The 13002-nt window shown below is 75.5% G+C and carries 10 protein-coding genes and 2 pseudogenes; 4 read left to right on the top strand and 8 right to left on the bottom strand.

Annotated elements, in window-relative coordinates; genetic code table 11:
• Positions 1-1627, bottom strand: a 1627-nt coding sequence (locus A2U95_RS18950; RefSeq protein ID WP_206282909.1) for a nitrate- and nitrite sensing domain-containing protein, incomplete at its 3' end; no start/stop codon positions are given.
• A 166-nt stretch (positions 1628-1793) separates the two neighbouring features.
• Positions 1794-2540: pseudogene (locus A2U95_RS18945) on the bottom strand (MHYT domain-containing protein); the annotation flags it as partial.
• A gap of 138 nt (positions 2541-2678) precedes the next feature.
• On the opposite strand from A2U95_RS18945, the gene A2U95_RS18940 reads away from it, so the two are divergent.
• From A2U95_RS18940 to A2U95_RS18930, 3 genes and pseudogenes are all read left to right on the top strand, one after another.
• Positions 2679-3332 carry a class I SAM-dependent methyltransferase gene (locus tag A2U95_RS18940; protein ID WP_166024093.1) on the top strand — a complete coding sequence of 218 codons (654 nt, stop codon included), beginning with the start codon at positions 2679-2681 and terminating at the stop codon, positions 3330-3332.
• A gap of 104 nt (positions 3333-3436) precedes the next feature.
• The gene (locus tag A2U95_RS18935; RefSeq protein ID WP_420857027.1) at positions 3437-3721 is read left to right on the top strand and encodes a hypothetical protein; all 285 of its coding nucleotides are present in this window, start codon (positions 3437-3439) and stop codon (positions 3719-3721) included.
• Positions 3722-3798: 77 nt separating this feature from the next.
• Positions 3799-4488 (top strand): annotated as a pseudogene (locus tag A2U95_RS18930) (hypothetical protein); the annotation flags it as partial.
• 16 nt (positions 4489-4504) lie between these two features.
• Here A2U95_RS18930 and A2U95_RS18925 read toward each other — a convergent pair.
• A complete protein-coding gene (locus A2U95_RS18925) occupies positions 4505-5545 on the bottom strand; it encodes an alcohol dehydrogenase catalytic domain-containing protein (protein ID WP_166024091.1) in 1041 nt (346 codons plus the stop codon).
• A gap of 171 nt (positions 5546-5716) precedes the next feature.
• Positions 5717-6397, bottom strand: a complete 681-nt coding sequence (locus A2U95_RS18920) for a response regulator (protein WP_166024089.1) — start codon at positions 6395-6397, stop codon at positions 5717-5719.
• A gap of 137 nt (positions 6398-6534) precedes the next feature.
• Between A2U95_RS18920 and ppdK the strand changes: the two genes are divergently transcribed.
• The gene (ppdK, locus tag A2U95_RS18915) at positions 6535-9240 is read left to right on the top strand and encodes a pyruvate, phosphate dikinase (RefSeq protein WP_166024087.1); all 2706 of its coding nucleotides are present in this window, start codon (positions 6535-6537) and stop codon (positions 9238-9240) included.
• Between the two features lie 48 nt (positions 9241-9288).
• Here ppdK and A2U95_RS18910 read toward each other — a convergent pair whose 3' ends face one another.
• The 4 genes from A2U95_RS18910 to A2U95_RS18895 all read right to left on the bottom strand — a co-directional run bounded on the left by A2U95_RS18910 (position 9289) and on the right by A2U95_RS18895 (position 12928).
• Entirely contained in the window at positions 9289-9483 is a 195-nt protein-coding gene (locus A2U95_RS18910) for a hypothetical protein (RefSeq protein WP_166024085.1), read from the bottom strand.
• Between the two features lie 162 nt (positions 9484-9645).
• Positions 9646-10776 carry an acyl-CoA dehydrogenase family protein gene (locus A2U95_RS18905; RefSeq protein WP_166024083.1) on the bottom strand — a complete coding sequence of 377 codons (1131 nt, stop codon included), beginning with the start codon at positions 10774-10776 and terminating at the stop codon, positions 9646-9648.
• Entirely contained in the window at positions 10773-11954 is a 1182-nt protein-coding gene (locus A2U95_RS18900) for an acyl-CoA dehydrogenase family protein (RefSeq protein ID WP_166024082.1), read from the bottom strand. The genes A2U95_RS18905 and A2U95_RS18900 overlap by 4 nt, the downstream gene beginning before the upstream one ends.
• On the bottom strand, positions 11951-12928 hold the full coding sequence (locus A2U95_RS18895) for an NADPH:quinone oxidoreductase family protein (protein ID WP_166024080.1): 978 nt from the start codon (positions 12926-12928) through the stop codon (positions 11951-11953). Before A2U95_RS18895 ends, A2U95_RS18900 begins: the two co-directional genes overlap by 4 nt.
• Positions 12929-13002 lie beyond the last annotated feature (74 nt).

Raw genomic sequence — 13002 nt, 5'->3', positions numbered from 1 at the left:
TGGTGAGCGAGACCGGCCTGCTCCAGGCCCGGCCCGGGGCCGCGCCGGAGAGGATGATCAGCGACTCGGCGTGCCGCCGCATGCGGGTGGTGAGGTGGTCGAGGCGGAACAGGTCGCTCAGCTCGTCCGGGTCCTCGGCGCGGCGTTCCATGCCGTCCAGAAGGGCCAGTTGGCGGTGGACCAGCACCTGGCTGCGTCGTGCCAGGTTGACGAAGACGCCGGAGATGCCGCCGGCCAGTTCGGCGCGCTCCACGGCGGCGCGCAGGGCGGCGCGGTGCACGGTGCCGAGGGCTTCGGCGACCTGTCCGGTCTCGTCCTCGGCGGGCGGGCCGTGCGGGGCCTCGGCGTGGACGTCGATCTCCTCGCCGGCCCGCAACTTGCGCATGGCCTGCGGGAGTTTGCGGCGGGCGATCTCCAGGGCGCTGTTGCGCAGGCCGACCAGGTCGGCGACGATCCCGCGGCCGATGCGCACCGAGACCACCAGGGAGGCGGCCACCGCGAGGAGGCCCAGGAGCACGGCGGCCCCGGCGGGGGTGAACAGCGCGCGCGTCAGCGGGCCGGAACCGTCCGGGTCGGTGTGGGAGGCGTGGTCGGTGACCGCGCGCAGGGGCGTCCGGACCCGGTCGTGGGCGGCCTCCCACACGTCGGCCGGCACGGCACGGGCGGCCGCCTCGCCGGGCTCGGCCCGCAGCACGGTGTCCTCGGCCCGGTCGAGCGCCTCGTGACCGCCGTCGTGCACGAGTGCCCGCCAGACGCCGCGCTGGGGTTCGCGCAGGTCGGGGGCGGCGGATGCGACGAGTGCCCGGCGGGCGGCGGTGGAGGCGGCGAAGAGGGCGCGCCGTTCGCCGTCGAGCGAACCGTCGAGCCGTGCGGAGGCGAGCAGGGCGTCCTCCTGGGCGAGCGCCTCGCCGGCCCGGCTCAGTTCCAGCATGACGCGTGCGTCGGTGCCCTCCCGCACGTGCGGGACAAAGGTGAGGGCGCCGTCCACGGCGAGGGCGTCCGCGATGACGCCGGTGTACGCCCGGTAGGTCCTCTCCCAGCGGGCGTCCTCGTCGAGCAGGTCGGAGCGCACCGGGCGCAGGGAGTCGGCGCCGGCCAGGAAGGCGCGCAGGCGTTCCGGCACCTCGGGCGGGAGCTCCCCGCTGTCGGCGACGGTGCCCGTGCCGCCCACCCGCAGTCGTCCGACGGCCCGGTCGGTGGCGGTGGTGAGGGCGCGGAACTCCGCGCGCGGCACCCCGTCGCCGCCGGCGGCGAGCCGCACCGCGGAGGCGCGTTCGGCCTGGAGGGCGGTGACGGCCTCGGCCATGGGCACGCGGACCTGGGAGTCCACGCGCTCCGACTGCCGCATGGCGGCGACGTCCCGGGCGGCGGTGACGGTGGCGTGGCCCCACAGCGCCAGCAGCGACATCACAGGGACGATCAGCAGGCTGACGACCTTGGCGCGGACCGTGCGGGGCCGCAGCCGCAGACCGCCGCCGGCCGGGGCCGTGCGTCGCGCGGCGGCGGCTGCGGCGGCGAGCTCCTCCGCGGTCTCGTCGGCCGGGGGCCCGGCGTGGGCCCTCCGGCCCCGTACCGGGGGCGGGGTGACGGGGCCGCCGGCGCGGGGGGTCCTAGGGGGTGTACGCATGGCTCCCTCGCTCGACGTGGTTCCCTCGTCCGGCGGAGGTCCCGCGCCCGAGGGGGGTTCCTCGTCCGGCGGAGGTCCCGCGCCCGAGGGGGGTTCCTCGTCCGGGGGGAGGTCCCTCCGTGGCGGGGGGCCGCCCGCCGGGGGCCGGTGTGCTGCGCCAGGCCAGCCGGGCCGCGTCCTCGGCGGCCCGCTCGCCCGCCGTCGGGGAGAGCGCGACGAAGGCCGAGGTCAGGAAGAGCCAGGAGCCGAGGCCCACGGCCAGCGGGAAGACGAACTGCGTCGCGGTGGCCCCGGCGAGGGGTTCGGCGGAGGGGACGACCCACACCCGCACGGCGGACATGCCGGTGTAGTGCATGCTGCTCACCGCCAGTCCCATGACCAGGGAGGCCGCGGTCACCGCGAGCGGCGAGGTGATGTGGAGGGCCGCCCAGAGGGCCGCGGTGGCCGCGACGACGGCGATCACCACGGAGACGGCGACCATCACCGGGTCGAAGGAGATGTCGCCGTGCAGGCGCAGGGCGGCCATCCCGAGGTAGTGCATGGAGGCGACGCCCAGGCCGGTGGTGAGTCCGCCGAGGACCAGGGCGCGGGTGCGGTCGCGGCCGTATCCGACGGCGAAGACGCCGGCGCAGACCACGATCATGGCGACGACCAGGCTGAGCACGGTCAGCGGGACGTCGTACCGGAGGTCGGTGCCGCGGACGGCGAAGCCGAGCATGGCGGTGAAGTGCATCGTCCAGATGCCGGTGCCGATCGCGGAGGCGGCGGTGAGCAGCCAGTTGCGGCGCGAGCTGCCGGTGGTCTCCAGCGCGCGGACGGTGCAGCGCAGCCCGAGGGCGGCTCCGGTGCAGGCCATCGCGTACGACAGCAGTGGGGTCAGCCAGCCGAAGGCTGCGTGGTCCAGGTGTCCCATGAGACGGGGACGCTAGTCAGGCACCCGGCGCGCGGCCTCCCGCCTTTCGGAAGGTGACGGAACATGACGCTTCGCCTTACCGGACGGATCGCCGCGTGAACGAACATGCACCGTCCGTTACGGCGATTCCGGGAGATCATGCGGAGCATGAGCGAGCGTCGCACACGCGTGTATGACCGTGACCGTGTACGGGGGTTCTTCGCCGCGCGGGCGGCGGAGTGGGACCGGAAGTTCCCCGACGACGGACCCGCCTTCGCCGCCGCCGTGGCCGCCATGGGGCTGCGGCCGGGCGACCGGGTGCTGGACGCGGGCTGCGGCACGGGCCGCGCGCTGCCCGCGCTGCGGGCGGCGGTGGGGCCGTCGGGGGTGGTGCTGGGCGTGGACCTCACCGAGGAGATGCTGCGGGAGGCGGCGCGGGCCGGACGCGGCGGGGACGGGTCCCTGGTGCTGGCGGACGCCGCCGCCCCTCCGGTGCGCACGGGGACGCTGGACGCCGTGCTCGCGGCGGGGCTGGTGGCTCATCTGCCCGAGCCGGGGCGGGACCTGGCGGCGCTGGGGCGGGCGGTGCGGACCGGAGGCGTGCTGGCGCTCTTCCACCCGGTGGGGCGGGCGGCGCTGGCCGCCCGGCAGGGACGCGAGCTCACGGCGGACGACCTGCGAGCGGAGCCGAACCTCCGGCCGTTGCTCCGGGCGGCGGGGTGGCGGCTGACCGGGTACGTCGACGAGCCGTCGCGTTTCCTCGCGCTCGCGGTGCGCGAGGCGGCGCCGGAGGCACCCGACGCCCTCTACTGATCAGGCGGTTCCATGCCTACGTTGGTGACGGAAGGCCGAACTCCAGGCAACGTCACGGACAGACCGGAAGTAGGTGGCTCGCAGTGCTCGGCAAGCTGCGCACGGTGCTCGCCCGGCTGATCGGCTCCGCGGAGCCGGCCCCGGCCCCGGCGGGGCCCAGGCCCCGTCCCCACAACGTCTTCGACGCGGCCGCCGCCTACGTGGCGGCCTCGGCGGCGGACGACGAGGACGCGATGGACGAGGCCTCCTCCTGGGTCTCCCCCGAGGCGCTGTCCTTCGGCGTGAACGAACTCGCGTGCCGTGCGGTGCTCACCCTCTCCAGGGAGCGGGGCGTGGGTCCGGACGTGGTGGCCCGGGAACTGCTCGGTCTGCCCGCCTCCCGGCCCTGAAACAGGCGGCTCCCCCGGTGACAAGGCCGCCGCCGGTCTAGGGTGCGCCGACGACCTGTGAGAAGGAGGCTGCCGGCATGGCCGGAACGGATGGGCCCGCCGTCGGCGCCCGGGGCGCGGAGGACAGGGCCGCGGGGGCGGTCGCGGACGGTGCGGCGGACGACGACGCGCTGTCCGTGCTGACCGCGGTCCTGCTCACGCCCGGACGGTTCCCCGGCGTGCTGGGCGACGACTATCCGCAGGCCTGCGCCGCGCTGGGGCTGGAACCGACGCGGGGCGGGTACGGGCTGCTGTTCGGCCAGGACGGCGGCGGCGCGCGCTGGACCGTGGTGGTGGACGACGTCCCGCTGGTCGCCACGGCCGTCGCCTCGTGGGACTGCGGCATGGAGTACGACCTCTCCCCCGACGAGCGCTCCATGGTGGTCGCGCTGCCGGGGTGGCCGCTGTCGGTGGCCGTGAAGGCTCCGGGGCTGCCCGCGCCGCACGACCCGGACCCGCAGGAGGCCGGACCCGCGCTGGTCCCGCCGGACACCACGGTGTGGGGACCCGCCCAGCGGCGGCTGGGCGCCGACGAGATCGCCGCCCACTGGGCCCACTGGAGGACCCAGCTGGGCGACGCGGACTTCGCGGCGGCGCCCGAGGCCGCCGGCGCGGGTGCGGGTGCGGCGCCGGCCGCGCCCGCCGGTGCCGGGCGGCCCCCGCACCCCGCCCGTGCCGCCCCCGGCGGCGAGGGTGCGCGGCCCGCGCCGCCTGCGGGGCCGCACCGGCCGCGCCACCGCGGCGTCAGCCCGCGGCGAGGGCGACCTTGAGCGCGCCCGTCTCCCCCGCGCGCCCGAAGACGTCGTACGCCTCGTCCATCTCCTGCAGACCGAACCGGTGGGTGACGAAGCCGCTCACGTCCAGCCCGCCCGAGGCGACCATCTTGAGCAGGGTGGGCGTGGTGCTGGTGTCGACCAGGCCCGTGGTGAGGGTGATGCCCTTGATCCACAGGTCCTCGAGGTGCAGGGTCACCGGCGCCCCGTGCACCCCCGCGTTGGCGATGCGGCCCCCGGGCCGGACCAGGTCCGCGCACTGCTCGAAGGTCTCCGGGATGCCCACCGCCTCGATGGTGACGTCCGCGCCCAGGCCGTCGGTGAGTTCGAGGACCCTCGCCCTGACCTCCCCGTCCGGCGGGACGGCCAGGTCCGCGCCGTGCCGCAGCGCGGCCTCCCGCCGCTGCGCGGCGGGGTCGACGGCGATCACCTGGCGCGGTCCGAAGAGCCTGGCGGTGGTCATGGCGGCCAGGCCGACCGGTCCGGCGCCCACGACCACGACCACGTCGCCCGGCGAGACCCCGCCGTTGAGGACACCGATCTCGTAGGAGGTCGGCAGGATGTCGGCGAGCAGCAGGGCGTCCTCGTCCGGGACGCCGTCGGGGAGCTTGTAGGTGGAGGTGTCCGCGAACGGCACCCGCACGTACTCGGCCTGCACCCCGTCGACGAGGTGCCCGAGGATCCAGCTGCCGCCGCCGGTGCAGAGGCTGTAGCGGGCCTCCCGGCAGAAGCGGCAGCGGCCGCAGGAGGTGATGCAGGAGATCAGCACCCGGTCGCCCGGGGCGACGTTGGTGACGGACTCGCCGACGCTCCGCACGGTGCCGACGGCCTCGTGACCGAGGATCCGTCCGGGCTTCACCGCGGGCACGTCGCCTTTGAGGATGTGCAGGTCGGTGCCGCAGATGGTGACCGCGTCGACCTTGACCACCGCGTCGGTGGGGTCCTGGACGACGGGGTCGGGGACGTCCTCCCAGGAACGCCTGCCGGGTCCGTGGAACACGAGCGCCTTCATGGTGCGGCCTCCTGGTCTCGGGCGGGAACGCCCCCCGACCCAGGCTAGGGAGGGTTCCCCCCGCCCGCACCCGCGGACGGCGCACCCCGCACGGCACGCGCCGGGCGGGCGGACCGGCGGCGCGGCCGGCCGGCGGGCCGCGGAGCAGCGGCGCCGCCGCCGGGACGGGACCTACCGGTGGCCCTCCCGCATCTGGGTGGCGATGACCGCGGCCTGCACCCGCCGCTCCACGCCGAGCTTGGCCAGCAGCCGGGACATGTGGTTCTTGACCGTCTTCTCCGCCAGGAACAGCCGCTCGCCGATCTGCCGGTTGGTCAGCCCTTCCCCGATCAGCGTCAGGATCTCGCGCTCGCGCTCGGTGAGGTCGGGGAGCCGGCCGGCGGCGGGCCGCCGGGTCTCCTCGCCGCGCAGGCGGCGCATCAGCCGGGCGGTCGCCGCCGGGTCGAGCAGCGAGCGGCCCGCCGCCACCGCGCGGACCGCGGCGACCAGGTCGGAGCCCTGGATCTGCTTGAGCACGTATCCCGCGGCGCCGGCCATCACGGAGTCCAGCAGCGCCTCGTCGTCGTCGAAGGAGGTGAGCATCAGGCAGGCCAGGTCCGGCATGCGGGAGCGCAGTTCGCGGCATACGCTCACCCCGTCGCCGTCGGGCAGCCGGACGTCCAGCACGGCCACGTCCGGGCGCAGCGCGGGAGCCCGGACGAGGGCCTGGGCCACCGTGGCGGCCTCACCCACCACGGTGACGTCCGGCTCGTCGTCCAGGAGGTCGTGCACCCCGCGCCTGACCACCTCGTGGTCGTCGAGAAGAAAGACCCGGATCGGGCTCGCGGGGCCGGCCGGCCGGCTGTCCGCCATCGGTTGCTCCTTGTCGTTCGGCAGGGTGTCCCGCCGACGATCATGCCTCGGTCCCGGACCTTCGACCAGGGCCTGTCGGCCCTGGCCAGGGGCCCGCAGGGCCCGCGCAGCCCGTACGACGTCGAGGGAGCGGTGCCATGGTCCGTTACGTGTACGACTTCACGGAGGGCGGCCGGGAGATGGCCGGCCTGCTCGGCGGCAAGGGGGCGAACCTGGCCGAGATGACCCGGTTGGGCCTGCCGGTGCCCCCGGGGTTCGTCATCACCACCGAGGCCTGCCGCGCGTTCCTGGCCACCGGGTCGCCCCCGGAGGGGATGGCCGAGGAGGTGGCGCGCCACCTGGCGGCGGTGGAGGAGTCCGCGGGGCGGTCCCTGGGCGGCGCGGACGACCCGCTGCTGCTGTCGGTCCGCTCCGGGGCCCGGATCTCGATGCCGGGGATGATGGAGACGGTCCTGAACGTCGGTCTCCACGACGGGTCGGTGCGGGGTCTGGCGCGGGCCTCGGGCAGCGACCGGTTCGCCTGGGACTCCTACCGGCGGCTGCTGCAGATGTTCGGCACGACGGTGATGGGCGTGCCCGCGGCCCGTTTCGAGGAGGTCCTGGACGCCCTCAAGCGGCGCCGCGGGGCCTCGGACGACCTGGCGCTGGACGCGGACGACATGTCGGCGCTCACCGGCGCCTACAAGGACCTGATCCTGCGGGAGACCGGCGAGGAGTTCCCGCAGGACCCCGCGGAGCAGTTGCGGCGGGCCGTCCTCGCGGTCTTCGGGTCGTGGAACGGCGGGCGCGCGCGGCTCTACCGGCGGCGCGAGCACATCCCGGAGGACCTGGGGACGGCGGTCACCGTGCAGCGGATGGTCTTCGGCAACCTGGGCGCGGACTCCGGCAGCGGGGTGGCCTTCACCCGCGACCCGGCGACCGGACGCCCGGGCGTCTACGGGGACTACCTGCCGAACGCGCAGGGCGAGGACGTGGTGTCCGGCATCCGCAACACGGTGCCGCTGGCCGGCCTGGCGGAGCTGGACCCGGCCTCCTACCGGCGGCTGCTGGAGATCATGCGGACGCTGGAGCGCCACTACAGGGACCTCTGCGACATCGAGTTCACCGTCGAGCGCGGCCGCCTGTGGATGCTGCAGACCCGGGTCGGCAAGCGGACCGCCGAGGCGGCGTTCGCCATCGCGGACGCGCTGGCGGAGGAGGGGCTGATCGACCGCCGGGAGGCGTTGTCCCGGGTGGGCGGCGAGGGTCTGGCCCGGCTGATGTTCCCCCGGTTCGACGCGAGCCGTGCCGACGAGCCGCTGGCCCGCGGGGTGGCCGCCTCGCCGGGCGCCGCGGTCGGGGCGGCGGTGTTCGATTCGGTGGAGGCGGCGCGGCGGGCGGCGGCCGGCGAGAGGGTGGTGCTGGTCCGCCAGGAGACCAACCCGGACGACCTGCCGGGCATGGTGGCCGCGCAGGCGATCCTGACCAGCCGGGGCGGCAAGACCAGCCACGCGGCGGTGGTGGCGCGCGGCATGGGCAAGGTGTGCGTGTGCGGCGCCGAGGAACTGGTGGTGGACACGGCGGGCCGCCGCTTCACCGCGGCGGACGGCACCGTGGTCGAGGAGGGGCGGGTGATCTCGGTGGACGGCTCGTCCGGCGCCGTCCACCTGGGCGAGGTGCCGCTGGTGCCGTCCGAGGTGATGCGGCACCTGGAGACCGGCACGGACCCCGCGGCGGGGGACCCTGCCGCGGGGGGCGGTCTGGTGGCGGCGGTGACGCGCGCCCTGGAGCAGGCGGACTCCGTGCGGCGGCTGGAGGTGCGGGCCAACGCGGACACCCCGCAGGACGCGGAGCGGGCCCGCCGCTTCGGCGCGCAGGGCATCGGCCTGTGCCGCACCGAGCACATGTTCCTGGGTGACCGCCGGCGGCTGGTGGAGGAGATGATCCTGGCCCGCTCCCCCGAGGAGCGCGAGCGGGCGCTGGCCGCCCTGCTGCCGCTCCAGACGGCCGACTTCACCGGGATCCTGGAGGCGATGGACGGGCTGCCGGTCACCATCCGGCTGCTGGACCCGCCGCTCCACGAGTTCCTGCCCGACCGCGTGGAGCTGGCGGTCCGCGTGGCCACCGCCGAGGCGCGCGGCGAGCGGCCCGGGCGGCGCGACCTGGAGCTCCTGGAGGCCGTCGACCGGATGCACGAGGAGAACCCGATGATGGGCCTGCGCGGCGTCCGGCTGGGCCTGGCGGTGCCCGGTCTGGTGGGCATGCAGGTGCGGGCGGTGGCGTCGGCGGTGGTCGCGCGCCGGCGGGCCGGCGGCCGCCCCCGGGCGGAGATCATGGTGCCGCTGGTGGGCGACGTGGAGGAGCTGAGGCTGGTCAAGGCCGAGGTGGCGCGGGTGCTGGCGGAGGTGGGCGAGGAGTCCGGGGCGCCGGTGGACTGCCCCGTCGGCACGATGATCGAGTTGCCGCGCGCCGCGCTGACCGCCGGCCCGATCGCCGAGGAGGCCGCCTTCTTCTCCTTCGGCACCAACGACCTCACCCAGACCACCTGGGGCTTCTCCCGCGACGACGTGGAGGCCGAGTTCTTCCCCGCCTACATCGACCGCGGCGTCTTCGCCGCCTCGCCCTTCGAGACGCTGGACGAGGACGGGGTGGGGCGGCTGGTGCGGATCGCCGTCGAGGAGGGACGGGCCGTCCGCCCGGGGCTGCAGGTCGGGGTCTGCGGCGAGCACGGCGGCGACCCGGCGTCGGTCCACTTCTTCCACTCCGCCGGGCTGGACTACGTGTCCTGCTCGCCCTTCCGGGTCCCGGTGGCGCGGCTGGAGGCGGGCCGGGCGGCCCTGGGCGACGGCGGTGACGGCGGGTGAGACGGACGGCGGCGCCGGCCGAGGGGCCGGCCCGTCCCGCGGGGCCCCTCACGGGTTGAGGCTGCTCACGATCTCCGTGGTCGCCGCGAGGCCGTTGTGGATGGTGGGGGCCATGCTGGTGCCGGCGAGGCAGAACCCGAGCAGGACGCAGATCGTGGCGTGCGAGAGCTTGAGCGATCCGCAGCGCAGCAGGATGGTGGCGAAGATCAGCAGAAGAATCACCACGGAGAGGGAAATGGCCATCGGGAATCTCCTCCACTGCGCGCCCGTTTCACGGCTTTCGGCCGCAAGTGTGGCGCAATGGGAGGAACGTCCGAGTGGTTGACGTGTCCGCCGAACGTGTGGTGTTCCGGTGTGCGGGAGGCGGCGGTCCGTGCGGACGGACCGCCGCCCCGGGGGCGCTTCCTAGGCGGACGGCCCGCGCAGGTCGACCAGTTCGGCCAGCCGCTCCTTGTGCCGTCCGGGGGTTCCGCAGGCGAGGGAGTCGGCCTTGGCCCGCTTCAGGTACAGGTGTGCCGGGTGCTCCCAGGTCATGCCGATGCCGCCGTGCAGCTGCACCGCCTCCTCCGTCGCGTGGACGGCGACCCGGCTCGCGTACGTCTGGGCGACGGCGACCGCGACGTCGGCGTCCCGGCTGCCCGTGGCCAGCGCGTCGGCGGCGCTCCGCGCGGCGGCGCGGAGGTTGACCACGTCCAGCCAGATCCTCGCCAGCCTGTGCTTGAGCGCCTGGAACCCGCCGACCTGCCGGTTGAACTGCTTGCGCTCCTTGAGGTAGCCGACCGTCCCGGTCAGCGCCTGTTCGGCCACTCCCAGCTGCTCGGAGGCGAGCAGTCCGGCGCCCGCCAGCAGGGCACGCCCGACGGGCCCGGAGGCGTCGTCGGCGACCCGCCGGGCGGGCGCCGCGTCGAGGGTGACGGTGTCCACGGGGCGGGTCAGGTCGAGGGAGACCCGCGGCGTGACGGCGACACCGGCGGCCGTCGCGTCGACGGCGTACAGCGCGCCGTCCTCGCCGGGCACCAGCAGCACGTCGGCGGCCCGGGCGTCGGCGACGCCGGTGAACTCGCCGTGCAGCGCGCCGTCCTCCACCCGCGCCGTGCGCGGGGTGTCGCCGGGGGCGGTGGTGAGGGAGACGGCGAGGACGCCCACGGTCCGGCCGGAGGCGAGGCCGGTGAGCAGCCGGCCGGCCTCCTCGCCGGTGCAGGCCAGCAGGGCCTCGGTGGCGACGACCGCGCTGGTCAGGTACGGCACCGGCGCGACCGCGCGGCCCAGTTCCTCCAGCACCACGGCGGCCTCCCGGTGCCCGGCGCCCTGGCCGCCGCGCTCCTCGGGGACCAGCAGGCCGGCCAGGCCCATGTCCTCGGCGAGGCTCTTCCACAGCGTCCGGTCGTGGGGCTCGCCGGACTCTGCGCGGGCGAGCACGGAGGCGGCGTCGCACCGGTCGGCGAGCAGGTCGCGGACGGCGGCGCGGAGGTCCTCCTCCTCCTGCGAGTAGAGCAGGTCGGGGGTGGTGGCGGGGGTGGTGGCGGGGGCGGTCATCGGGCCAGGTCCTTCCAGGCGACGTCCTTGTCGGTGCGCGGCTCGGCGGGCAGGCCCAGCACGCGCTCGGCGACGATGTTGAGCAGGATCTCGCTGGTCCCGCCCTCGATGCTGTTGCCCTTGGAGCGCAGGTAGCGGTACCCGGCGTCCCGGCCGGTGAAGTCGACCTGCTCGGGGCGGACCATCGTCCAGTCCTCGTACAGCAGGCCTTCCTCACCGAGGAGTTCGACCTCCAGACCGCTGATCCGCTGGTTGAGGCGGGCGAAGCCCAGCTTCATCCCCGCGCCCTCGGGACCGGGCTGTCCGGCGACCAGCTGCTGGCGCAGCCGCGCGCCGGCGAGGCGGGCCGCCTCGGCCTCCACCCACAGGTCCAGCAGCCGCTGGTGGAGGTCGTGGGTGCGCAGCTCGGGGCGGTCGCGCCAGGTGGCGGCGACCTTGCCGATCATGCCGCCCTCGCGCGGGACCGGGGTCCCGCCGATGGCGACGCGCTCGTTGTTCAGGGTGGTCTGCGCGACCCGCCAGCCGTCGCCGACCTCGCCGAGGCGGCGGTCGTCGGGGATGCGGACGTCGCTGATGAAGACCTCGTTGAACTCGGCCTCGCCGGTGATCTGCCGCAGCGGGCGGACCTCGACGCCGGGGTCGGTCATGTCGCAGACGAAGTAGGTGATGCCGCGGTGCTTGGGCACGTCGGGGTCGGTGCGGGCGATCAGGATGGCCCAGCGGGCGATGTGGGCGCTGGAGGTCCACACCTTCTGGCCGTTGACCACCCAGTCGTCGCCGTCCTTGACCGCGCGGGTGCCGAGGGCGGCCAGGTCGGAGCCGGCGCCGGGCTCGCTGAAGAGCTGGCACCAGACCTCCTCGCCGAGCCACAGCGGGCGCAGGAAGCGGTGCTTCTGCTCCTCGGTGCCGTACTGGAGGATGGTGGGCGCGGCCATGCCGAGGCCGATGCCGATGCGGCGCGGGTCGTTGTCCGGGGCGCCGGCGGCGGCGAGTTCGGCCTCCACCACGGACTGCAGGGTGCGCGGCAGGCCGAGGCCGCCGAGCCCCTCGGGGAAGTGCACCCAGGCGAGGCCGGCGTCGAAGCGGGCCTCCAGGAAGGCCTTGCGGTCGGTGGTGGCGGGCGGGTGCGCGGCCAGGAGTTCCTGGGTCCGGCGGCGCAGGTCGCTTGCGTCGGTCATGCGGCGGCTCCGTTCTCCAGCGAGGGGACCACCACGACACGGCCGGTGGTGGCGCCTTCCCAGACCCGCTGCACGGCGTCGGCGGCGCCGCTCAGCGGCACCCGCTCGCTCACCAGCGGCCTGACGGCGCCCCGGGCGGCCAGCTCGGTGAGCTGCTCGTGGCAGTGCTGGACCAGCTTCGGGTTCTTGGTGTTGTACAGGCCCCAGTGCAGGCCGAGGATCGAGTAGTTCTTCACCAGCGCGTGGTTGAGCGCGGCGCTCGGGATGGTGCCGCTGGCGAAGCCGACGACCACGATGCGGCCCTCGAAGGCGACCACCTTGGTGGACTGCCGGAACGCCTCGCCGCCGACCGGGTCGTAGATCACGTCGGCGCCGCGGCCGCCGGTGGCCTCCTTGACGGCGGCGATCACGTCCTCGGCCTTGCGGTCGATCACCACGTCGCACCCCAGCGAGCGGGCGACGGCGGCCTTCTCCCCGCCGCCGGCCACACCGATCACGGTGGCGCCGGCGGCCTTGCCGAGCTGCACGGCGGCGCTGCCGACCCCGCCGGCGGCGGCGTGCACCAGCAGGGTCTCGCCCGCCCGGAGCGCCGCGCGGCGGTGGAGGGCGAACCAGCTGGTCTGGTAGCCGATGTGCAGGGCGGCGGCCTCGGCGTCGTCCAGCGCCTCGGGGGCGGGCAGCAGGGCGCGCGCGTCGGCGAGGGCGTACTCGGCGAACCCGCCGTGGGGCAGGACCGGGGTGGCCAGCACCCGGCGGCCGTCCTCGGTCTCGCCGCAGATCTCCACGCCCGGCGTGAACGGGAGCGGGGGCCGCACCTGGTACTCGCCCCGGCACATCAGGCCGTCGGGGAAGTTGACGTTGGCGGCGCGCACCTTGAGGAGGACCTGGTTCTCGCCGGGCTCGGGCGGGCCGGTCTCCACGGAGCGCATCACCTCGCGGGGTGCGCCGTTCTCGTGCACGTGCCAAGCCTGCATGGTGCGCCTCCCGCGGCTGCCGTTGTCCTTGCGGGACGCCGCCCGCGTCGCTGTCCATGACGCGACGGTGACGC

This window comes from Streptomyces chilikensis (assembly GCF_001642695.1).
Taxonomy (GTDB): domain Bacteria; phylum Actinomycetota; class Actinomycetes; order Streptomycetales; family Streptomycetaceae; genus Streptomyces; species Streptomyces chilikensis.
Note: the sequence above shows the minus strand (reverse complement) of the source record. Positions and strands in the feature narration are given on the sequence as shown.